Origin of the sequence: Sulfurovum sp., assembly GCF_015493435.1 — a bacterium.
In the GTDB taxonomy this organism is placed as follows: Bacteria; Campylobacterota; Campylobacteria; order Campylobacterales; family Sulfurovaceae; genus Sulfurovum.
The window spans coordinates 59,255-80,178 of record NZ_WGDD01000002.1 but is presented as its reverse complement, the minus strand read 5'-3'; the positions used below and the strand labels follow the sequence as shown (position 1 = coordinate 80,178).

Sequence of the window (20,924 nt, the reverse complement as noted above, 5' to 3'; positions counted from 1 at the left end):
ATAAAGTAAAGGAAAACATTATGGGAATGGATAGTTTGATAGGCGGTACCATCTGGGATGAGTACAGCCAAAAAGTAACGGACCTTATGAACAACCCGAAGAACATGGGTGAGATCACGGAGGAACAGGCAGAAGCGATGGGTGCAAAACTCATCGTCGCCGACTTCGGTGCAGAGAGCTGCGGCGATGCCGTACGTCTTTACTGGGCAGTAGACCCGAAAACGGACAGGATCCTCGAGTCGAAATTCAAAAGTTTCGGCTGCGGTACGGCGATCGCCTCTTCGGACACAATGGCAGAGCTCTGTAAAGGCAAAACCGTTGATGAAGCGGTGAAGATCACTAACATCGATGTAGAAAAAGCGATGCGTGATACACCGGACACCCCAGCAGTTCCGCCTCAGAAAATGCACTGTTCCGTTATGGCTTACGATGTCATTAAAAAAGCGGCTGCACAGTACAAAGGTGTCGATATGGAAAGCTTCGAAGAGGAAGTCATTGTATGTGAATGTGCACGTGTCAGCCTCTCAACCCTCAGAGAAGTGATCCGCCTGAATGATCTGACTACTGTTGAAGAGATCACAGACTATACCAAAGCAGGGGCTTTCTGTAAATCCTGTATCAGGCCCGGAGGACATGAAGAAAAAGACATTTATCTTGTCGATCTGCTTGAAGAATATGAAAAAGAAAAAATGGCAGCAGCTGCAACACTTGGGAATGAAGGCAGCGGAGCAGGTTCATTCAAAGAAATGACTATTGTACAGAAAATCAAAGCAGTTGATAAAGCTGTTGATGAAAATATCCGCCAAATGCTTATTATGGATGGAGGGGATATGGAAATCCTCGATATCAAAGAGAATGGTGAAAATATTGATATCTATATCCGATACCTTGGTGCCTGCAACGGATGTGCCAGTTCAAGTACCGGTACACTCTTTGCCATCGAGAATATCCTCAAAGAGAAGCTCGATCCAAATATCAGAGTACTTCCTATCTGATCTTGTCTATCATCAACTGGAGAGTAACTTTGCCTCTGAAATGGTTCTCGTTTACTGTATAGATAACAGTTACTTTGTCTCCTTCATGATATAAAGCTTTGCTTTTAAACTTTACAGCCGGTATGACTATACCGTCCTGTAGAAGCGAAAAACGCAAATGTTCTCCCTCTTTTCCCATAGTATCTGCCTGCAGTATTTCTACATTGCGGCTAATGAATTTAGGCCGGGGGTTTCCCTGCCCGTACGGTTCGTATTTTCGTACTGTTTCAGTCAATGCAAACGATATTTCACTGAAAGACAATTCTCCCATGATCTCAGTATCAACCTCCTCTACAGGTACATTTGCTCTGAGATATGCATCCTGCACTTCTTTCCTAAAAGCATCTAATCTGTCTTTTTTCAGGCTGAGACCTATGGCTGCCCTGTGTCCGCCGAATTTCTCCAAATACGCTCTGCATCCATCCACAATATCAAAAAGATCGCATTCTCCGTAGCTTCTGCCGCTTCCTTTCAGCAAACCTTCTTCATTTTCACTCAGCACAATACAAGGTTTTTCAAAGATGCGTGCCACTCTTGCAGCCACAATTCCCACAACACCTTCATGCCACTCTTTTCCCTCCACAATAATCACTTCGTCTTCTCTTCGTGCCTTGTTAAGCGCATACTGTGTGATCTGCTCTTCTGTCTCTTTTCTGAGCCGGTTGAATTCCATCAGTCTTTCCAAACGTACCCGTGCATCGTAGATATTGGCAGAAGCCAGAAAATCTACTGCATGCGAAGCATCTTCCATCCGCCCTGCTGCATTGATCAGCGGTGCAAGAAAAAAAGCAATATCCTCAGATGTCAGTTCGGATTTTCCATTTTCTTCCATGAAAGCCCTTATGGCAGGTCTTTGGCTTTTGGATAGTGATGCAATACCTGCGATCACCATTGCTCTGTTAATATGCCGTAAAGGCATTACATCTGCAATAATGGCAATAGCTGCAAGTTCCATATAGGGCATCATATCGATTTTTATTCCCAGTGCATTTTTCAGAGAAGCGATCAAATACCAGGCGATCTGTGCACCGCATACCTCCTCATAGGGAAAGGTACAAGTTTCCTGTTTCTGGTCGATGATCGCATAAGCTTCAGGTACTTCGGGTGCAAGCATATGGTGATCGGTAATGATCAGTTCGATTCCCTCTTCTTTGCAGAGCTGTGCCGCATAGACCGCGGAAATCCCGTTATCCACCGTAATGGCGAGCTCCGTCCCCTCAATACGAGGAATAATATTGGCAGAGAGACCATAACCGTCCCTGAAACGGTTGGGAATGATCCACGCTACAGGGTAGTCAATCTCATCGAAAAAAAGCTTCATCAGCGTAGTAGAGGTTACACCGTCTACATCGTAATCACCAATGATGGTAATTTTTTCTTTGTTCTTTATGGCCCGGACAATGCGCTCTGTGGCTTTTTCCATATCTTTGAAGGTCGAAGGATGGGGAAGGTCTTTTAAAGAGAGGAAACCCTCTTTAAAACGTTTTTGGAGCATTATATCCAACGCATCGAGCGTTACAGGTGGATACATTTAATTTCTGTTTTGCATGGAGGCTTCGACAAATGCCAAAACAGAAGGATTGGCATTTTGCAGTCTTGAAGTGAATTCAGGGTGGAACTGTACACCAAGGAACCAGGGATGGTCAACAACTTCCACTGCTTCTATCAATCCGTGCGATTCGCCGGTAATATCCATCCCGTGGGCTTCAAGCACTTCTCTGTATTTCGGATTGGCCTCATAACGGTGCCTGTGTCTTTCATAAATTACAGGCGCATCATAGGCTTTTCTGAGATTTGATCCCTCTTTAGTTTCACATTCGTATTCACCGAGTCTCAAAGTACCGCCCATGGGAGAAGTAGTTGTTCTGATCTGCTTGGCACCTGCCGCATCGATGAATTCATCGATCAGATAAATAACCGGATCAGGTGTATCTTCGTCAAATTCAACCGAGTTCGCTTCTTTGAGTCCCAAAACATTTCTTGCAAATTCAATCATAGAAAGCTGCATACCGAGACAAATCCCGAGAAATGGAATTTTTTCTTCTCTGGCATACTGGATGGAAAGGATCTTTCCTTCCACGCCACGCTCGCCGAAACCGCCTGCTACCAGTACACCATCACAGTCATTCAGGTACTTTGCCGCACCCTCTTCTTCGACCTTCTCACTGTCCACCCATTTGATATTCACACGGCTGTCGAGGTGTGCACCGGCATGGATCAGTGCTTCCGTCAGTGATTTGTAAGACTCTTTGAGGTCAAGATATTTACCCACAAAAGCAATCTTCACTTCTTCGCTCGGCATGATGATCTTGTGTACCAGGTCGGTCCACTCGTCCATTTTGGGCTGACACTCTTCCAGTTCAAGCTGTTTGCAGATTGGTGTCAGGATGTCCTGTCTTAGGAAATTCAAAGGTACCTGATAGATGGTTGCTGCATCTTCAGCCACAATGACGGAATCTTCTTCCACATCACAGCTGTAAGCGATCTTACGCTTGATTTCACTCGATACAGGTACTTCCGCTCTCAATACGAGCATATGGGGAGCGATACCGATACGTCTAAGCTCCTGTACAGAATGCTGTGTCGGCTTGGTTTTGAGTTCACCGGCTGCTTTAATATAGGGAAGCAGTGTAACATGCACATTGAATACATTGGATTTACCCAATTCATGTTTCATCTGTCTGATTGTTTCAAGAAAAGGAAGACCTTCAATATCGCCTGTTGTCCCTCCCAGTTCTACGATAAGAATATCTTTGCCCATCCCTGCACGTACAATACGCTCTTTGATCTCGTTTACAATATGGGGTACAACCTGGATCGTTTTACCGAGATATTTCCCTTTGCGTTCATTTTCAATAACCGTTTTATACACAAGTCCTGTCGTAAAATTGTTATTCTGGGTCAGGGATGTATCGAGAAATCTTTCGTAATGTCCAAGATCAAGGTCTGTCTCTGCTCCGTCTTTTGTGACGAAAACTTCTCCATGTTCAAGCGGGGACATCGTACCGGGATCAACATTGATATAAGGATCAAGTTTCAATACCCCTACTCTTTGTCCTGTATGTTTAAGCAACGTGCCGATACTTGCTGCTGTAATTCCTTTTCCCAAAGAACTCAATACACCGCCGGTAACAAAAATATATTTTGTTTTATTTTCACTCATGTAACATTTTCCTTATGCCACTATAGGCATGATTATTGTAATAAAATTGTCATCTTTCACAACGAATGGAAGAGAAGGTTCATTGAATTCCAGAACAAATTCATTTTTATCTATTTGAGAAATAAAATCAAGGATATATTTACTGTTGTAAGAGAGCTCATATTTCTCATCCAGTCCTGTTTTGATTTCTATTTCTGTTTTTGCTTCTACATTGTCTGCACTCAGGGAGTTGAAGATAATGGCATCTGAGAGCAGTGTCATTTTGATTTCCTGTGAGATAGTAGTAATCATTTTGATTGCATCGATCATCTCTTTTTTGGGAAGGGTAATAGCATGTTTCACTGTAGCAGGAATGATTCTTTGATAATCCGGAAATTTTCCGTTGATCAGCCGGGTATAAAAGAAGTAGTTTTCGTTAGTAATGATAAGATTGGTTTCATCATAGTATATATCTATCTGGTCCAAAAAAAGTTTTTGTATTTCAAGAATCGCTTTTTTAGGAACAATAAGAGAAAGTTCTTCGCTGTTACTCCCCTGAATACTTGCTATTGCCAATCTTCTTGTATCGGTACCGACAAGATCTGTTGAATCGTTTTTGATATTGATAAGTGCACCATTGAGCTCAAATTTGGGGTTGTTTGTATCAATAGCGGGAGAGATTTTTTTGAGGTTTTGAATGAGACTGAGCGAATCAAGTGTTATTTGCGGTTTCTCTTCAACTGTGGGAAACTTCGGATAAGAATGGGGGTCAAAAGTAGGCAGTTTGAATTTGGAATGTTTTTGTTTGACAATAAGTACATTGTCAAGTATTTCAAGACTGATCTCGTCATCTTTCAAAATTCTGATAATATCTAAAAGTTTTTTACCATTGGCAGTAAAAGAGCCTTCTGATTCTATGAGTATATGATCTGTAACAATTTGAAGGCCTATTTCACTGTCAGTAGCTTTCACAATACATTTATCGTTTTGTGATGTAAATAATATATGTGAGGTGATTTGGCTTGCATCTTTTTTTTCCAAAAAAGGCTGGAGATTGATGAGAATCGATTCGATGATCTGTTTTTGAGCTCTTATCTTCATTGATTTCCCTTTATTTTTTAATAATTCAGTACGTAGTAGTAGTTTGGCATGAATATGTGAAAAACCGCATCATTGCCTGACTGAGCGTTGTTTTCCATTGTCTTTACTACTCTGTTGCTATTCACATTCTTTCACTCCTAAAATTATATCTTTTTTTTATTCAAGTTTTATTATCGATTAAGTTTTAGTTTTCCAAATTCTGTGTATCCGTATTTATCTTGTTGGAAAGCTCCTCAAGGAGTACTTTGAAGTTTTCATTGTTGTCAATGATTTCATTGATTTTTTTCATAGCATGTGAAATGGCTGTATGGTCTTTCATACCGAAGTAAAGTGCAATCTGGGGCATGGAATTCGGTGTAAGATTTCTGGCAAGATAGATAGCGGTTCTCCGGGCATCTACAACATTTTTCGTACGTTTTTTTGACCTAATATCGGAAGGTTTGACATTGAGTTCTTTGGAAACAATCTTGACAATATCATCAATAGTGACATTTTCTTTTTTTTCTTTGAGCTGGTCTTTGATGGCATTTTGTGCAAAATCAAGTGTTATTTCCTGATTGAGCATGGAAGAAAGGGCATTGAGTTTAATGATGGTTCCTTCGATTTCACGGATATTGTCTCCCATATGGGTGGCAATGAAATTGATGATTTCATGATTGAGTTTTATTCCGTCAAGTTCACATTTTTTCTGGATAATGGCTATTTTTGTTTCAAGTCCCGGAGGCTGTATGTCTGCCATGAGTCCCCACTCGAACCGGCTTCTGAGTCTGTCCACCAGACCGGCTATTTTATTGGGCTGTCTGTCCGAAGTAATAACGATCTGCTTATTGGCATTGTACAGTTCGTTGAAAGTATGAAAAAATTCTTCCTGTGTCTGTTCTTTTCTGCTGAGAAATTGTATATCATCTATGAGCAGAAGATCACATTCTCTGAATTTGTCCCGGAAACGATCCATCGTCTGTGAACGAAGATGGGAAGTGAAGGAATTCATAAATTGTTCAAGGGTAGTATAGATAACTGTTTTTCCCAGGGAAAGATGGTAATTACCGATAGCTTGCAGAAGGTGTGTTTTTCCCAGGCCTACACCGCCGTAGAGAAAAAGAGGATTATAGAGCTGTCCCGGTTTTTCCGCTACGGACTTGGCTGTAGTATAGGCAAACTGGTTGGAAGGTCCTACAATAAAACTTTCAAAAGTGAGCGAAGGATTCAGGTGGGTACTCTTTGAATGCTGTTTTTCACTGCTCTGCTTTGTGATGTTCTTTGGACTTTTTTCCGTCTGTTTACCTACAATGATTTCAATTTCGGGTTTAACCCCGTTTTGAAGTTCAAATAGATGTGCAAGTTTCTCACTGTATTTGGTTTTGATCCATTTGGCAATAAGCATATTGGGAGCAGTGAAGTAGACAATATTGCTTCTGGAACGGTGTGTATCGTAGATCAGTTTTCTAATGTAGCGTTTATATTCTGTTTCAGAGATCTCTTTTTTAAGTTCAAAGAGTACTTTCTGTCCGATATTCATATAGATTTTCCTTCTTTTCACATGTTTGAAAATCTTTCATGACAAAATGTGAATAACTTTTGGTATTTTAGCTTAGCTTAGCTAAAATAAGGCTATTAAGACAGAGTGAATATTTTTATTCACTATGTGAACAAAGGTGTGAATGAATATTTTAGGAATCGACCCGGGGAGCCGTAATTTAGGCTACTGTATCCTTCATTGGGATGGAAAAAAGTTTTCACTTGTAGAGGCGGGACTGCTCAAGATCAGAACAAAAGAGCTTCAGGAACAGATTGTTGAACTTGTAGAGGGGATCGATATTATTCTCAAAGCCCATCAGGTCGATGAAGTGGCCATTGAAGATATCTTTTTTGCCTATAATCCAAAGTCAGTTCTTAAACTGGCACAGTTCAGAGGAGCACTCTCGCTTAAAATACTTCAGGAGATCGGATATTTTTATGAATATACGCCGCTTCAGGTAAAAAAAGCAGTGACAGGGAATGGAAAAGCAGCCAAAGAACAGGTGGCTTTTATGGTCAAAAGGCTTTTGGGGATCAAAAAAGAGATCAAGCCTTTGGATATTACCGATGCGATGGCGATCGCATTGACACATCTTCAGAGAGTAAAGCTGCGAAAAAAATAATGCTTTTTTCTACCATAATATTGATTTGTCCTATCCGCATTTTCCGTTTCCGCATCCTCCGCTGCTATCGATGGAAAAACTGTTCGTGTAGCTGCATTCCCTGCATTCGAATGTGATGATCTTTGGGCCTGAACAGCCACCTGATCTCTGGTCGGTCAGTTCTATGGACTTTTGGTGGCATTTGGGACAGAAACCGCGTCTGATCGTATCGAGATGTTCTTTTTTTTCTTTAAGATAGTAAATATAGGTGAAAACAGAACCTGCGAGGACAATGAGAAGAAAAAACAATAGGTAAAAAGTGTCGATAATTCTCTCCTTAAGTGGTATAGGTATGAAGTTCCCTGATACAAGCTTTATAATCGGGTATATGCTCTCCAACCAGATTCCAAAAACTTTTCTGATGGTGCTTATGTTCAATATGGGCAAGTTCGTGTACTACGACGTATTCTATCACATTTGGCGGCAGTTTCATGAGCATGGTATTGAAACTGAGTACATTTTTACCCGAACAGCTGCCCCACTGCCGCTTTGTTTTGCGAAATTGTATCTTTTTGGGAAAGAGCTGCATCTGCTGTGCATACTTTGCTACCAGTGCAGGCAGGAACTGTTCTGCTTCCTTTTTGTAGAAATGGTCTATATGTTTCCGGAACAGTATTTCGTTATACTGATAAAAGTAGAGTAAAAATAAATCAGATTCAAAGGATAGTGCAGTTTTTTGTTTGTTATGGGAAACTATTTTGAGCGGGTAGGAAGATCCTTTAAAGTAGAGTCTGCTCTTTTCTGTAAAATCGACAGGTTTTCCTTTTTTTTGCTGTATTTTTTCTCTGGATTTTGTGATCCATTCTGCTTTTTTAAGCAGAAGCTGCTCAATATAATGTTGTGAAACTTCGGGGGATTTGATAATCAGGTTCCCCTTCTCATCGAAGGAGAGGTAGGTATTGCGCAGTTTGGGTTTAACGATATGGGTATATTCAGGCAAAATTCCGTACATTGAACTTAATTGACGATCCTGTCATCTTTAAAGCGTACTTTTTGCTGTACTTTTCCGTCAGAGTAATATTTGACCCCGATACCGTTTTTTCTGCCGAAACGGTAGGGAATAGTTGCCAGGATCGTTTGATTTGGGTAATAGATCTTCTCTTCCCCGTGTTTGAGACCATTGACATAGGGAGTACGCATCAGTACACGCTTCTGAGGATCATACATGACTTCAACCCCGTGTTTGACACCATTTCTGATATTGACGACAGAGGTAAGTTCGCCTTGTGTACCGTACATTTTCATTGTGCCGTTCTTGGCGGTATTGTCACTCATGATAAATTCCGAACGCAATGTCCCGTTGGGAAAATATTCTTTATGCACTTTGTCTCCAAAACCAGGCCCTTTACATCCTGTCAAAAAAAGTATGAAAAAAAGAAAAAGAAGGGAAGTTAACATTTTCATAAAAAAATCCTTGTTTGTTTAAGTAGCAGTAGTATACTACGAATATGCTTGGTTTTTTAACAAAGAGAAATACAGTTTGTAATAACTGTTTTAACGTCAAATTGATGAGAATATATGAATGAAAGAACGTCTTAAAAATGCTGTCAAACGTACAGCACAAAATCCGGTATTGCGCAAAAGTGCGGAATCGATTAAACCAAATAGAAGTATCTGGGGTGTTTTAGGTGTTGTCTTTTTTTTCATTCTGCCTGAAATTGTAGGGTTTGTCTGGGGAGCGGAAATTACTGCATGGGCACATCAAAGAAACCTGATCGATCCGACAGAAACAGGAAAAAAACTTTACTGGCTGATAGGAAAACTTTTTGAAGACGGCGGCAGCTGGGTTAATCTGACGATCGGTGTTCTGCTTCTCGTATGGCTTTTTTGGGACTGGAAGAAGAGCAAAGCTTCAGAGTGACAGGGGGTAAATGTCCGCATGTTTTAAAAATTGCTTATTTTAAAACGAAAATAGGCAGATGAGTATCTGTCTTTCAGTTTTATTTCCTGTATGATGGCAGAAGGGCCATTGTCTTCATCTGAAGTCAGATTTATCGGCTCGGGAATAAAAAAGTTCCTGCTTATGTTTTTGAGTATTTCTCTGCTTTTCAGATCATCTATTTTGAAATAGGGCTGCAGCACTTCATAGGCATTTTTTTTCTCTTTGTGATATTTAAGTACATCATCAGACAAAAAGAGCGAATCCTGCAGCGCAAACTTGTTTCGTTCAGAAAGATAGATGACCTGTTCACGGTTTTGGCTATGGATCTTTAAAACATAGACGATGGAAAACGAAATGATGATTACCGAGATCAGTATTTCAATAATGGTAAAAGCTTTGCGTAGTTTTTTCAATAAAAGTCTCCACGGTTCATCACGGCTTTGCTGTCTGAAAGCCAAAGTCTTTTTGCTTCTTCGAGAGAATCAATCTTTTGCGGTTCCCCGAAAAAGGCAGGAAGAAAATAAATTCCATGCTGATTTTCCAATATAAGCTGTGTAGAGCTTCCATTTTTGTAAAAATGCATTTCAAGGCAAATCTTCTGGTCTTGATAGCGTCCGGGTTCAAGTTCTGTTAACTCATTGTAGGCGTTCAGGGTATAAGCCTTGGTTCCCAAGAGGTCAATTTTATTGTCATAGGCTTCAAACGGCATATTGAGATTTTCGCGAAGATAACAGTTTTTACACTGGTTAATGCAAAGCAGGGTGGCTTCTCCGCTAAAAAGTTTTGAATGGGTAATCGTTGATTTAAGATTAAGCGGTGTAAGCGCTTTGGGTCTGTTAATCTCTTTTTCTACACCGCTGAATCCAAGAAAATAGACGAGAGAAACGATCATGATGACGATAAGCAGCTCAAGCAGGGAAAAAGCATATCTGCCTGAACGAAAGGATAAGGAGAACATAGTATGTATTATTTGTTACATTGTGAAAAGAGTATATCCTTATTGTTTTCTTCGCCTCCCTCTTTTCTATCGGCAGCAAAACTTACAAGTTCAAACGTATCTCCTTTTTTGATGTAGACAAAAGGGGTTTTCCATGAATCTTTCGGTAATTTTTTCAAATAGGGCTTTACTCGGTAATTGGGATATTTTTCCGGGTCAGGATTGCTGAGCAGTGCCTGCAGTCCTTCTTCTGTTTCCGGGTAAACGCCGTTGTCAAGTTTGAACATATCGAGTCTTTTGCCGATATCATTCATTTTGAGACAAACGGTATCTCTTTTGGCCTGATCGGCTGAATCCATCAGTCCTGGTGCGACAACAGCGACAAGTCCTCCAAGAATAACAATGACAATAAGAAGTTCTATCAGTGAAAAACCGGCTCTTAATGATGTTGCTTTAGTGTTTTGCATAACTTTCCTTAGTTTATTTGGATATAATATCGGGATTTTTAATATGGAATTTTACTTTAATAGAGCTTGTATATGGATGAACCCGAAGAAATTGAAAAAGAAGTTGTTTATGCGTAAAGGGTTTGCCCTGCTTATAACACTTTCTGTCCTGGCAGTACTTATTGCACTGACAGGAGTGCTCCTCCAGTACTTTGGAGAAGTCAGAAAAGAGGCTATGACGACCAATGCACTGATCCAGGGGAATCTTTATTATACCGATATTAAAAAAATCATTAAAAAATTCAAGGAAAGAAAGACCCTTTTTACAACACTTTATTCAATGCCTGTACCGTTTGTATCCCCGGATAACCGTTTCAATATGATATTGAAATGCCGTCCTGTGGCCAACGGGGTCAATATAAACTGGCTGAAGTACGAGGATAACAGTACGATGGCCGTACAGTACGATGCAGCAGAAAAAGTTTTTGAAGGGCTCGTCCAAAAATACAATTTTGTGGATGCGGAAAGATTGAAAGAATTGATCGTAGCAGCCATAGGAAATAATAAAAATACATTGGTACGGGAGGAAGATAGCAGGCTTCCCCAAAAAAATGGTATTATTTCATTGCAGCAGTTCAGGCAAATTTTAGAACGCTATCAGTTTGAAGCAGATGATCCAAAAGTATCGCAGGTTGACTGGGGAAAACTTTTTTTCTTTTCAAAAGATATCAATGTTATTGACGGAGACTACCTTTCGCCGGAATTGATTTCTCTGTTGTTCGATATAGATATCGCAACAGTGAAAGATGACTGGGTAGAAGGTACAAGCAGTTTAAAAGATTTTGTACAAAGTAACGGCGGGACGTATGATCCCAAACTATATGCCCAGGAATTTTTGGAAGAGGTACAGTGTGATGTACAGTATACCTATCGCGATGAAAGATATGCATTTGCATTCAGAGATACACAAGAAGAGGTGAAAGATTTTGAATTTTACGGGAAGCAATAAAGAGCTGGTACTTGTACACAAAGAGATGAAGAAATGCTCTTTGGATCATAGTGTCAATGTGATGCTTACACCACAGTTCTATACAATGAGAAGAGAAGAACTTCCTGTGAAATATCTTTATCAGGCCAAAAAGATCGCCCCTTCTCTTTTTGAGGGTTTTCTCAATGAAGACGGCATGTATGAATATTTTGTTTTCAGAGAGGATAACCAGTGGGTATTTATTGCCTATAACCCTGATGAGATAAAGTCGTTCCTGCTCTCCAAAGAGATCCCTGCGGAATATATTTCAAAGGTTTTTTTCGCACAGCAGGCACCGCAGCTTTTTACAAAGCCTGTGGTCCTGAATGAGAGAGAAGTTCTTATGACCATTGATAATTCGGTCGTACTTGTACCTAAAAGCGTACTTTCCGGAGAGCAGCTAACCGGTACATTTGATAAAAGCTTTACACCCGGAGGAGGTATTTCTCTTCCGGGCAATACTATGACACTGATCGGTAAAAAAGAGGCCATCATATTGGCAGCGGTTTTTTCTGTTTTTGCTGTGGCATTTTTCATTGAAGGATGGCAATACGAACAAAGTCTCAAAGTCCAGAAAAAAGATATGCAGGAGCTTTTAGATGCCTATCCTGCATTGCAAAGTAAAATGCAGAGAGAGAGTGTCGCCCTGAAATATAAAATGATCGATACAAAAGAACGAAAAAAAAGAGACATTGTCAAGACACTGGCTGCCATGCTCTCCAAGGGAGTGACACTTACTTCGTATCATATGAATGAGAAGCGTTTTAAAGCAGTGTTCTCCTGTTCGAATGATAAAACAGTACAAAAAGTAGAAACCATGGCTAAAAAATCCCATTTGAATGTGACGAACAGCAAGGGAAGCAATATTGTCGTGATCGAAGGCAAATTATGAATCTGAAAAATTACAGAAATGAATTGCTTGTGGGCTTCTCTTTTGTGTTGATGCTTATGGCTTTTTTTTATAAAAATGCACAGATATCTTCGCAGGCGGAGCAGCTTTTTGCCGTAAAACAGGAAGTGAGAGAATTCAAAGAGATCATTGCGCATAAAAGAATATGGGGGGACAAAGGGCTTTCCAAAAAGGTTGATAAACTTAAAAATGTCGTACCGGCATCGAAAATGACATGGAATAAAAAAGGTAAAAAACTAACAGCCAATTATAAAGATCTGACACCCAAAGAGCTTAATAAACTCATGGCTAAGCTGATGAGCATGGCTGTTCAGATCGTGGAGCTCAATATTAAAAAATCTGGAGATAACTATAATATGGAGTGCAAATGCAAGTGGTAAAAAAAGCACTACTGATCTTTTTTGTCGTATGGTTCGCATTGGTGCTTTTTATGCCTAAACGCAACCTTTATTACAGGGTTGAACAGGAGTTGGCCGCACAGGATATCAAGATCAATGAAGGAACGATCAGTGAAGGGGTTTTTACTCTGGATATTGAGAATGCAGTGGTTTATGTCAAAGGTATAGATTTGATACATGTGAAATATGCCAGTTTCCTGTCTCTGCTTTTTTACAATTCTCTTACACTGAAAGGAATTATGCTGGATGATTCTTTGGCCAATATGATGCCCACGAAACTGGATGAAATCAGGCTTTCCTATGCTGTCTGGTCTCCAGGCCGTGTGTCTGTCGCAGGGAAAGGTCCTTTTGGTGCATTTAAAGGGAACATAGATTTGCTGCAGCGTAAAATACACCTTGACTTTACAAAAAGTACGAAACTCGGTGTACTGAAACGCCAACTTAAAAAGGGCAAAGAGGGATTGTATTATGAAACATCTTTTTAAACCCCAGATCATCAAATGGGTTGTAGTACTTTTTGTACTCATACTTGTGGTAAAATTGATGTGGCTTGCCGTCGAAGTAATCTATTTGCCGGTATCAGGCATCAATCAGGCACAGGATATAGAGGGAAAATCACTTTATTACAGAGTTAACCTTTCACCCAATAAGGCATCTTCTCCAAAACAGACAATACAAAAAATGCCTGTAGGGAATATTAAAGATATCGAACTTCTCGCACTTTACAATGCGCCAAACGTGACAGTTGTGACAGTACAGTACAAAGGCAAAACAAAAGTACTTTCCGAAGGTGATGATATCAATGGTTTTGTACTTAAAGGAGCGGGCAATAACTATGCAACCTTTTCGAAAGGGAACAAAATGTATAGACTCAATCTGATCCAAGGAGAGCCTAATGACAGCAGTATTCAGGGTACGTCTTCTTCCATCAATGAGTCTTCTTCCGCTCCTGTCGGAGAAGTTACAGATGCCGGAGATCATAAGATCGTGGATAAATCACTCTTGGAGCATTATACGAACAACCTGGATGATATTTATAAAAATATCGGGATTGCCGATATTAAAAAGAATGGACAGGTAACAGGTTTTCGGGTGAGCTTTATTAAAAGAGGAAGCCCTTTTGCCAAATTGGGCCTCAAGCGCGGCGATATTATCAAGTCTGTTAACGGACAAGAGATAAACAGCTATAATTCGGCATTCAATGTCTATAAAAATATGAAAAACATACAGGATCTTACATTGGTAATTATAAGAGGTAAAAAAGAAATGGAGTTAGACTATGAAATTAACTAAACTGCTTTTGGGAATATTCCTGGTTATCACAATTGCTTTGCCGGCAAATGATGAATTGGTTGACATTAACTTTCGTGATTTGAGTATCAAAGATTTCATCGAAATGGTATCAAAGATCACCAATAAAAATATTCTTATTGATGCTGACCTGAAAGGAAAGATCAATTTTGTTTCTACAAAACCGATCAAGAAATCTTCACTGATCCCTCTTGCGAACTCCATACTGGCCAGCAAAGGTTTGACCCTTGTAAACCAGGGAGAATTTTATAAAGTAGTCAAAGGTTCTACCGCGGCAGGAGAAGGGCTTAATGTAAGCAGTTCTATCAACGGCGAAACAATGGAGACGGTTATGTTCCCTCTGAAAAACTCCAATGCGGCTGTTATTCGTGCAAAGATCAAACCTCTGCTGAACAGAAATGACAAAGTTATTTCATTTAAAGAAAACAATGTTCTTGCTGTGACTGCTACCCCCAGGACTCTCAAATCCATATCAAAAATCATCAAAGCCATAGAAAAAAGAGGGGCGAAAAGATCAGTGGTTGTAAAATTGAAATATGCCAGTGTCAAAGAAGTCTACCCCAATGCTATGAATATGGCAAAGAAGCTTTTTCCCCAAACGATTGAAAGCCAGAAGGTGGATATTTTTAAAGACGAAGCGACCAACTCTCTCATTTTGGTAGGAAAAGAAGACAATGACAGACGTATGATCAAATACATTAAAGAGCTCGACCGAAAGGGCGATGACCAAACGCAAAAAATGTATGTTCTGCGTTTGAAAAATTCGAATGTTGAAGATATGCAAAAGATCATGAGCAAGCTGATCTCGCAAATGAATAATGTAACGATCAGACGGCCCAGAAAAGGCGGAAAGCCGCCAAGCAAAGCGATGGTGGTTGCCGACATAGAGAGGAATGCACTTATCGTGCTCGCCACGGGAGAGCAGATGAGAAATATTCGTGCGACGGTGCGCAAGATCGATATTCCAAAAGTGCAGGTTTACGTCAAAGCGAAAATTGTTGAGATTGACAAGAATATGGCGGAGCAAGTGGGTTTAAAGTATGGGATGAACGGCGGTACGATCACTTCTTCAGGGCTCTTTACCCTTGCAGGAAATATGGGTGCGAGTGCCTTGCAAATGTCCCCGGCACTGCTGGGATTCCTGAATACGAATAATACAAAGACCTATACGGATGGAAACGGGAATGTCATACAGGAAAACAATCCTGCCTTTAAATTTGATTCAACGGACAAAGCGTTTGCCCTGGGTGCAGCACTTGACCTTCTGGAGAAAAACGGGGCAGCCCACCTTTTGAGCGAACCTTCTATCCTCTGTACCAACAACAAAGAAGCAGAGATCTATGTCGGGCAGACCATGTCCATTCTGACACAGGCGCAGCAGTCTACGACCAGTGTTTCCAATGTGATCAACAATTATACAAGGGAAGATATCGGGTTGACACTGAAGGTCAAACCGAGACTCTCCAGCAACAACCAGGTGACACTTGAAGTGGAAACCAAGATTGAAGACCTTGACCCTTCTTCCGAGCAGGTTGCAGACAGACCGACCACGACAAAAAGAACGGTCAAGACCAATGCTGTTGTCAAGAACGGTGAGACAATCATCCTTGGCGGATTGATTAAGAAGTCAGGCGGTAAAGGCATAAGCAAGGTACCTTTCCTTGGAGATATTCCGGTACTGGGCAAAGTATTGTTCACCCATAATTCCGATGTTGAAAGAGAACAGAATGTCGTAGTCTATCTTACGCCGTATATTGTAAGAAAGAGTGGAGATCTGCAGAGACTCAAAGAGATGCTTGCAGAGCTTGAAGAGGTACAAATACGCTATAACACACTCGTAGAACATGCTTTAGAGAAAAATAAAGGGAAAAAAAACAGAATAGAAATGCATGCACCCCAAGCAAATTCTGAAAAGCCGGTATCGGCTTCTTCGAAGAGCGGGCATACCCGCAACCTTGGTCTGCTTATCAATCAGGCAGAAGAGGAGTTTTAATGCAATTTCCAACACTGCAGGATGTCAATCTTGAACCGTTGTGGGAAGATGCTATCAATCACAAGGTTGCCATTAAACATGCTTTGCTTTTCAGTACAGTAGAAGGTGTAAAAAGCTGCATTGTACAAGAGGAAACACTGGCAGATGCCCTGAACTATCTGGCGAAACTTTCCCTCGACTATCCTGTCATTATGGTTGATAGCGAAAGTTTTACCCGTTTAAAGAACAAGTTTCTGGAAATTCAGACCGGGTCCGATTTTGAAGAGATGTCCACCGCTTCCGAAGAGCTCATTGAAGTGGAATCCGATCTTCTTGAATTCATACGGAATTCGCAGGATCTTCTCTCAAGCGAAGAATCAGCCCCTATTATCAAACTGGTGAACTCACTTTTCTTTCAGGCGATTCAAAAAGGAGCCAGTGATATTCACATCGAAAGCGGAGAAAGGAAAGGAGATGTCCGTCTGCGTATCGACGGTGCATTGAAAAAACACCTTGACCTTGATAAAAGTATCATTGGGCTGGTCATTAACCGTATCAAGGTTATTTCCAGCCTGGATATCTCTGAAAAACGTGTCCCGCAGGATGGACGTACACAGATCAGTATTTCGGGAAAGACACTCGATGTCAGGGTTTCTGTTCTGCCGACCTATTACGGAGAACGTATCGTGATGAGAATTCTGGCTCAAAGCGAACACATCCCTACGCTGGAATCTCTTGGTTTTCAGGAAGAAGTCACTAAAAATCTCTATAGACTGCTGAACCATGCCCACGGGATGATTTTGGTAACAGGCCCGACCGGTTCAGGAAAATCCACCACTCTGCACGCCTGCCTGCAGCATATTGCTACACCGGATAAGAACATTATTACGGTAGAAGACCCGGTAGAATACAATGCGGATAATATCAGCCAGATACAAGTGAATACCAAGGTAGGTCTCACTTTTGCAGCGGGACTGCGGTCTATTCTCAGGCAGGACCCTGATATTATCATGGTAGGGGAGATCCGTGATTCGGAAACTGCGGATATTGCCCTGCGTTCCGCACTGACCGGGCACCTGCTTCTTTCAACACTGCACACCAATGATTCCACCTCCTCTTTAAGCCGTCTGATGGATATGGGCATTGAAAACTTTTTGATTTCGGCAACACTGTTGGGGGTCTTGGCACAGCGTTTGACCAGAAGGCTCTGTGTACACTGCAAAGAAGAAGCACTGCTGCCCCATGCCGTAGCCGAAGAGATCGGTGTACCCTCTGATAAACTCTATTTTAAAGCCGTGGGCTGCAAAGCCTGTGATTTTACCGGTTACAAAGGACGGCAGGCCATAGGTGAACTTTTTGTGATCGATGACAGGGTCAAAGAAATGATGAAAGACGGTTTCAATGATCACCAGGTCAGGGAAGTCATGAAAAAGAATGGCATGCGTACGATTGCTGACAAGCTTAAAGAAATGCTGCTTGCAGGCGAAACAAGTTATGAAGAGGCTATCCGTGTCGGACTCATGGATGGATAGACGCAAGGCTTTTACTCTGCTTGAAGTGCTCATCTCTATAGCACTTCTGGGCATTATTCTTCCTGCACTTTACCAGAGTGTTGATATGCTCAGGGATTCAAACAGACAACTTTTCAAATATGTAGAAAAATCCAAAAAGGTCACAAAGGTCACGAAAACACTTTATCTGGATATTTTGAGTTCAGACGGCAATCTTACTCTTGCAAAAGATGATTTTACAAGACTTTGCATAGAACAGACCAAAAACTCACTTTATGCACTTCCCAGTGCAAAAGTCTGCTGGGTGGTATTGAAAAAAGACCATGTGCTTCTCAGGGTAGAAGGAAACGGATATACGCTTCCTCTTGGTGAGGATGACCGGGTAGAAGCAAATATTGTCATGAAAGATCTTGAGCTTTTTGATGTTTACCGCAGTAAGGACAAGGTACTGGTCCTTATGCAGCAGGCGAAAAAAAAGCCGATCTCTTTTATGGTTCAGGGTATTGACAAACCGGGGAAGAAAAAGAAAAAGCGTAAAAAGAAAAAACGTAAAAAAGCAAGAAAGACTTCAAAATCCGGAGAAAACAATACAACAAAGTCTCCTGAACACAACAGAACAAAACCGTCAAGCAGACAGAATGAATCAAACGTTCGCTGATACAAAGGCCGGTTTCTTTAGTTAAATTTGTTACAATAATTCTTATTTGACATAAGGATGCAGTATGAAAGAAATTTATGAGAAACTCGGGCTGTTCTATTTGGGCAAGGATGTTGACAGAAGGACAATGAAACCGCTGGAGGCACTGACTCTCCTTAAAAATAAAAATTTCACGACACATGCTGCGATCATCGGTATGACGGGTTCGGGGAAAACCGGATTGGGTGTAGGTATTATTGAGGAAGCAGCTATTGACAATATTCCGTCAATAGTGATTGACCCCAAAGGGGACATGGGGGACCTTTGTCTGAGCGACCCCTCTTTCTCGGGAAAAACATTTGAGCCCTGGGTCAGAGATGAAGCACTTTCCAAAGATGCTGATCCTGCAGAGTATGCGCAAAAGATCGCTACAATGTGGGAAGAAGGGATTGAAAGTTTCGGTCAGGATGCTTCACGTGTTGAAAAATTTCACAATGTTCCAAAGACCATTTATACTCCCGGGTCTTCAGCCGGTGTAAGCATTAATATCATGTCTTCGCTCGACAGACCTCCCGCGGAGATCATGGAAGAAAGTGATACGTTCAATGCTTACCTTAAAAGTACAGCAACTTCCCTGCTCTCTCTTGTCGGTATCACAGCAGATCCGCTTGATTCCAAGGAGTATATCCTGCTTGCACAGATCATTACCAGGGCTTGGCTTGCAGAAGAAGACCTGAGTATCGAAATGATGATAGGAAAGATCATTCATCCTCCGTTCAGCAAGATAGGTGTTCTTCCTCTGGATGATTTTTATTCACAGGATGCACGTTTCAAGCTGGCAACCAGGTTCAATGCTCTGCTGGCAAGTCCCAGTTTTTCTCTCTGGCTCCAGGGTGACAGTCTTGACATACAAAAGCTGCTGTACGATGAGAACGGAAAAGCCAGAATAGCCATCTTTTCCATTGCCCATTTGAATGATGATGAGCGTATGTTCTTTGTGACGCTGCTACTGAACAAATATATCGCATGGATGCGCCGCCAGAGTGGTACATCGGCACTCAAAACCCTGCTTTACATGGATGAGATCTTTGGTTATTTCCCTCCCACAAAAAATCCTCCGAGCAAAGAGCCGATGATGCTTCTTTTGAAGCAGGCACGTGCTTTTGGTGTCGGTATTGTGCTGAGTACCCAAAATCCGGTGGATCTTGACTATAAAGGACTTTCCAACATTGGAACCTGGTTCATAGGCCGATTGCAGACAACACAGGATATTGAGCGTGTTATAGACGGTCTTGGTGGAAAGGTTGGATCGGATTTCAACAAAAATGAGATCAAAACACTGTTGGCAAACCTCAAAAAAAGAACGTTCTTCCTGAAAAGCGCACACCTTGATGATATACGGCTTTTTACTACAAGATGGGTTTTGAGCTATCTTAAAGGTCCGCTCAAGAGAGATGAAATAGCGGTACTGATGGAAGGGCAGAAACGGCAGCATCAGGAAAACAAGAAACAAAAGAGTGCCATAACGGTACGCAAAGCGGAGGCACTGGGAAGTTTTCAAAATGTAGACGGGTCCATTCCCCAGTATTATGAACCGGACCCCTCCGGACAGAATACATTTTATCCGACCCTGGGAGCAAAAGCAACGGTACATTTTTTTAACCAGAGCAGAGGAATAGATGAGGAAAAGGACTTGCTGCTTTCCCTGGAAGCGGATGCCTCTTTACAGCAGATTTCCTGGGATGAGGCACAAAGCGAAACAGTCGATTTTACCCACCTGCCGCATACGGCTCCCCAAAATGCACATTATTACGATCTGCCAAAGGTTATAGCGGATGACAAGGGCCTGAAGCGGGCCATACGGGCATTGAAAGCTTACCTCTATCAGGAAGAGAACCTGGAACTCTACCGGTGCCGTTCTCCAAAGCTTGAATCAAAAGTCCATGAATCACGTTCCGAATTTATTGTCAGGATACAGGATATGCTGCAGCAGAAAAAAGAGGATGCAATAGAGAAACTCAAGTCACGCTACACGTCCAAAGAAAATATACTTCAGGATAGATTGATGCGGGCACAGGAGAGAGTGAAAAAAGAATCTTCGGACTCGACTTCGTCAATGATAGAGATGGGTATTTCTGTACTGGGAGCACTTTTCGGAAAAACAAGCCCAACTAAAATAGGCCGTACCATAAGCAAGGGAGGACGCATTCTCAAAGAACGGGGGGATATGAGCAGAGCGGAAGAGAGAGTTGCCAAGGTTCAGGATGATATTGATACGCTAAATGATGAATTGGAAGAAAAAGTCGATGACTTGAATGAGAAATACAATATAGAAGAATGCGAAGTTGAGACGTTCAAAATCAAACCGAGAAGAACAGATATTGAGGTGGACTGCTGTGCCATTGTCTGGAAAAGTGAAAATTAAATAAATTTATA

Annotated in this window: 22 protein-coding genes; 12 read left to right on the top strand and 10 right to left on the bottom strand. The window is 41.3% G+C overall.

The genetic code is table 11. The annotated features are described in order from the left end of the window. Positions 1-20 precede the first annotated feature (20 nt). Positions 21-995 carry an iron-sulfur cluster assembly scaffold protein gene (locus F8L24_RS00785; protein WP_294950996.1) on the top strand — a complete coding sequence of 325 codons (975 nt, stop codon included), beginning with the start codon at positions 21-23 and terminating at the stop codon, positions 993-995. Here F8L24_RS00785 and recJ read toward each other — a convergent pair. The 4 genes from recJ to dnaA form a co-directional block, all read right to left on the bottom strand. Next, on the bottom strand, positions 988-2,565 hold the full coding sequence (recJ, locus tag F8L24_RS00780) for a single-stranded-DNA-specific exonuclease RecJ (RefSeq protein ID WP_294950995.1): 1,578 nt from the start codon (positions 2,563-2,565) through the stop codon (positions 988-990). The two genes, F8L24_RS00785 and recJ, sit on opposite strands and share 8 nt — an antisense overlap. Next, positions 2,566-4,197 carry a CTP synthase gene (locus F8L24_RS00775; protein WP_294950994.1) on the bottom strand — a complete coding sequence of 544 codons (1,632 nt, stop codon included), beginning with the start codon at positions 4,195-4,197 and terminating at the stop codon, positions 2,566-2,568. 12 nt (positions 4,198-4,209) lie between these two features. Beyond that, positions 4,210-5,277, bottom strand: a complete 1,068-nt coding sequence (gene dnaN, locus F8L24_RS00770; protein ID WP_294950993.1) for a DNA polymerase III subunit beta — start codon at positions 5,275-5,277, stop codon at positions 4,210-4,212. A 184-nt stretch (positions 5,278-5,461) separates the two neighbouring features. After that, positions 5,462-6,796, bottom strand: a complete 1,335-nt coding sequence (dnaA, locus tag F8L24_RS00765) for a chromosomal replication initiator protein DnaA (RefSeq protein WP_294950992.1) — start codon at positions 6,794-6,796, stop codon at positions 5,462-5,464. Between the two features lie 142 nt (positions 6,797-6,938). Here dnaA and ruvC point away from each other — a divergent pair, with 142 nt between their 5' ends. After that, complete coding sequence (ruvC, locus tag F8L24_RS00760) at positions 6,939-7,418, top strand: crossover junction endodeoxyribonuclease RuvC (protein ID WP_294950991.1); 480 nt, start codon at positions 6,939-6,941, stop codon at positions 7,416-7,418. A gap of 30 nt (positions 7,419-7,448) precedes the next feature. Here ruvC and F8L24_RS00755 read toward each other — a convergent pair whose 3' ends face one another. Genes F8L24_RS00755 through F8L24_RS00745 form a run of 3 tightly spaced genes read right to left on the bottom strand, consistent with a single transcriptional unit; the run spans position 7,449 to position 8,861 of the window. After that, entirely contained in the window at positions 7,449-7,706 is a 258-nt protein-coding gene (locus F8L24_RS00755; protein ID WP_294950990.1) for a hypothetical protein, read from the bottom strand. Between the two features lie 28 nt (positions 7,707-7,734). Further along, the gene (locus tag F8L24_RS00750; RefSeq protein WP_294950989.1) at positions 7,735-8,409 is read right to left on the bottom strand and encodes a SprT family zinc-dependent metalloprotease; all 675 of its coding nucleotides are present in this window, start codon (positions 8,407-8,409) and stop codon (positions 7,735-7,737) included. 5 nt (positions 8,410-8,414) lie between these two features. Continuing rightward, positions 8,415-8,861: a hypothetical protein gene (locus F8L24_RS00745; RefSeq protein ID WP_294950988.1), complete on the bottom strand. Its 447-nt coding sequence runs from the start codon at positions 8,859-8,861 to the stop codon at positions 8,415-8,417. A gap of 118 nt (positions 8,862-8,979) precedes the next feature. Here F8L24_RS00745 and F8L24_RS00740 point away from each other — a divergent pair, with 118 nt between their 5' ends. Beyond that, on the top strand, positions 8,980-9,318 hold the full coding sequence (locus F8L24_RS00740) for a hypothetical protein (protein WP_294950987.1): 339 nt from the start codon (positions 8,980-8,982) through the stop codon (positions 9,316-9,318). Positions 9,319-9,341: 23 nt separating this feature from the next. Here the strand turns inward: F8L24_RS00740 and F8L24_RS00735 are convergent, their stop codons facing one another. From F8L24_RS00735 to gspG, 3 genes are read right to left on the bottom strand one after another with little or no spacing between them, the layout of a single operon-like run. After that, the gene (locus tag F8L24_RS00735; RefSeq protein ID WP_294950986.1) at positions 9,342-9,752 is read right to left on the bottom strand and encodes a hypothetical protein; all 411 of its coding nucleotides are present in this window, start codon (positions 9,750-9,752) and stop codon (positions 9,342-9,344) included. Next, complete coding sequence (locus F8L24_RS00730) at positions 9,749-10,297, bottom strand: prepilin-type N-terminal cleavage/methylation domain-containing protein (RefSeq protein WP_294950985.1); 549 nt, start codon at positions 10,295-10,297, stop codon at positions 9,749-9,751. The genes F8L24_RS00735 and F8L24_RS00730 overlap by 4 nt, the downstream gene beginning before the upstream one ends. An 8-nt stretch (positions 10,298-10,305) precedes the next feature. Then, the gene (gene gspG, locus F8L24_RS00725) at positions 10,306-10,743 is read right to left on the bottom strand and encodes a type II secretion system major pseudopilin GspG (protein ID WP_294950984.1); all 438 of its coding nucleotides are present in this window, start codon (positions 10,741-10,743) and stop codon (positions 10,306-10,308) included. A 109-nt stretch (positions 10,744-10,852) separates the two neighbouring features. On the opposite strand from gspG, the gene F8L24_RS00720 reads away from it, so the two are divergent. The 9 genes from F8L24_RS00720 to F8L24_RS00680 all read left to right on the top strand — a co-directional run bounded on the left by F8L24_RS00720 (position 10,853) and on the right by F8L24_RS00680 (position 20,913). Then, positions 10,853-11,731 (top strand): hypothetical protein, encoded by an 879-nt coding sequence (locus tag F8L24_RS00720; protein ID WP_294950983.1) that lies wholly within the window; start codon positions 10,853-10,855, stop codon positions 11,729-11,731. After that, on the top strand, positions 11,709-12,641 hold the full coding sequence (locus tag F8L24_RS00715; RefSeq protein WP_294950982.1) for a hypothetical protein: 933 nt from the start codon (positions 11,709-11,711) through the stop codon (positions 12,639-12,641). The genes F8L24_RS00720 and F8L24_RS00715 overlap by 23 nt, the downstream gene beginning before the upstream one ends. Then, positions 12,638-13,039, top strand: coding sequence for a hypothetical protein (locus F8L24_RS00710; RefSeq protein WP_294950981.1), 402 nt, complete (start codon positions 12,638-12,640; stop codon positions 13,037-13,039). Before F8L24_RS00715 ends, F8L24_RS00710 begins: the two co-directional genes overlap by 4 nt. Then, on the top strand, positions 13,027-13,542 hold the full coding sequence (locus F8L24_RS00705) for a hypothetical protein (protein ID WP_294950980.1): 516 nt from the start codon (positions 13,027-13,029) through the stop codon (positions 13,540-13,542). Before F8L24_RS00710 ends, F8L24_RS00705 begins: the two co-directional genes overlap by 13 nt. Further along, entirely contained in the window at positions 13,526-14,350 is an 825-nt protein-coding gene (locus F8L24_RS00700) for a PDZ domain-containing protein (RefSeq protein WP_294950979.1), read from the top strand. The genes F8L24_RS00705 and F8L24_RS00700 overlap by 17 nt, the downstream gene beginning before the upstream one ends. Next, on the top strand, positions 14,337-16,361 hold the full coding sequence (gene gspD / locus F8L24_RS00695) for a type II secretion system secretin GspD (protein WP_294950978.1): 2,025 nt from the start codon (positions 14,337-14,339) through the stop codon (positions 16,359-16,361). Before F8L24_RS00700 ends, gspD begins: the two co-directional genes overlap by 14 nt. Continuing rightward, entirely contained in the window at positions 16,361-17,872 is a 1,512-nt protein-coding gene (locus F8L24_RS00690) for a GspE/PulE family protein (protein WP_294950977.1), read from the top strand. Before gspD ends, F8L24_RS00690 begins: the two co-directional genes overlap by 1 nt. Then, the gene (locus F8L24_RS00685; protein ID WP_294950976.1) at positions 17,865-18,509 is read left to right on the top strand and encodes a prepilin-type N-terminal cleavage/methylation domain-containing protein; all 645 of its coding nucleotides are present in this window, start codon (positions 17,865-17,867) and stop codon (positions 18,507-18,509) included. Before F8L24_RS00690 ends, F8L24_RS00685 begins: the two co-directional genes overlap by 8 nt. 64 nt (positions 18,510-18,573) lie before the next feature. Further along, on the top strand, positions 18,574-20,913 hold the full coding sequence (locus tag F8L24_RS00680; protein WP_294950975.1) for a DUF87 domain-containing protein: 2,340 nt from the start codon (positions 18,574-18,576) through the stop codon (positions 20,911-20,913). The last annotated feature ends 11 nt before the right edge of the window (positions 20,914-20,924 follow it).

Bases quoted from the DNA above. Each gene is read 5' to 3' on its own strand.
- F8L24_RS00785 (WP_294950996.1), top strand. From the start codon at position 21: ATGGGAATGGATAGTTTGATAGGCGGTACCATCTGGGATGAGTACAGC.
- recJ (WP_294950995.1), bottom strand. From the start codon at position 2,565: ATGTATCCACCTGTAACGCTCGATGCGTTGGATATAATGCTCCAAAAA.
- F8L24_RS00775 (WP_294950994.1), bottom strand. From the start codon at position 4,197: ATGAGTGAAAATAAAACAAAATATATTTTTGTTACCGGCGGTGTATTG.
- dnaN (WP_294950993.1), bottom strand. From the start codon at position 5,277: ATGAAGATAAGAGCTCAAAAACAGATCATCGAATCGATTCTCATCAAT.
- dnaA (WP_294950992.1), bottom strand. From the start codon at position 6,796: ATGAATATCGGACAGAAAGTACTCTTTGAACTTAAAAAAGAGATCTCT.
- ruvC (WP_294950991.1), top strand. From the start codon at position 6,939: ATGAATATTTTAGGAATCGACCCGGGGAGCCGTAATTTAGGCTACTGT.
- F8L24_RS00750 (WP_294950989.1), bottom strand. From the start codon at position 8,409: ATGTACGGAATTTTGCCTGAATATACCCATATCGTTAAACCCAAACTG.
- F8L24_RS00745 (WP_294950988.1), bottom strand. From the start codon at position 8,861: ATGAAAATGTTAACTTCCCTTCTTTTTCTTTTTTTCATACTTTTTTTG.
- F8L24_RS00740 (WP_294950987.1), top strand. From the start codon at position 8,980: ATGAAAGAACGTCTTAAAAATGCTGTCAAACGTACAGCACAAAATCCG.
- F8L24_RS00730 (WP_294950985.1), bottom strand. From the start codon at position 10,297: ATGTTCTCCTTATCCTTTCGTTCAGGCAGATATGCTTTTTCCCTGCTT.
- gspG (WP_294950984.1), bottom strand. From the start codon at position 10,743: ATGCAAAACACTAAAGCAACATCATTAAGAGCCGGTTTTTCACTGATA.
- F8L24_RS00720 (WP_294950983.1), top strand. From the start codon at position 10,853: ATGCGTAAAGGGTTTGCCCTGCTTATAACACTTTCTGTCCTGGCAGTA.
- F8L24_RS00710 (WP_294950981.1), top strand. From the start codon at position 12,638: ATGAATCTGAAAAATTACAGAAATGAATTGCTTGTGGGCTTCTCTTTT.
- F8L24_RS00705 (WP_294950980.1), top strand. From the start codon at position 13,027: ATGCAAGTGGTAAAAAAAGCACTACTGATCTTTTTTGTCGTATGGTTC.
- F8L24_RS00700 (WP_294950979.1), top strand. From the start codon at position 13,526: ATGAAACATCTTTTTAAACCCCAGATCATCAAATGGGTTGTAGTACTT.
- gspD (WP_294950978.1), top strand. From the start codon at position 14,337: ATGAAATTAACTAAACTGCTTTTGGGAATATTCCTGGTTATCACAATT.
- F8L24_RS00690 (WP_294950977.1), top strand. From the start codon at position 16,361: ATGCAATTTCCAACACTGCAGGATGTCAATCTTGAACCGTTGTGGGAA.
- F8L24_RS00685 (WP_294950976.1), top strand. From the start codon at position 17,865: ATGGATAGACGCAAGGCTTTTACTCTGCTTGAAGTGCTCATCTCTATA.
- F8L24_RS00680 (WP_294950975.1), top strand. From the start codon at position 18,574: ATGAAAGAAATTTATGAGAAACTCGGGCTGTTCTATTTGGGCAAGGAT.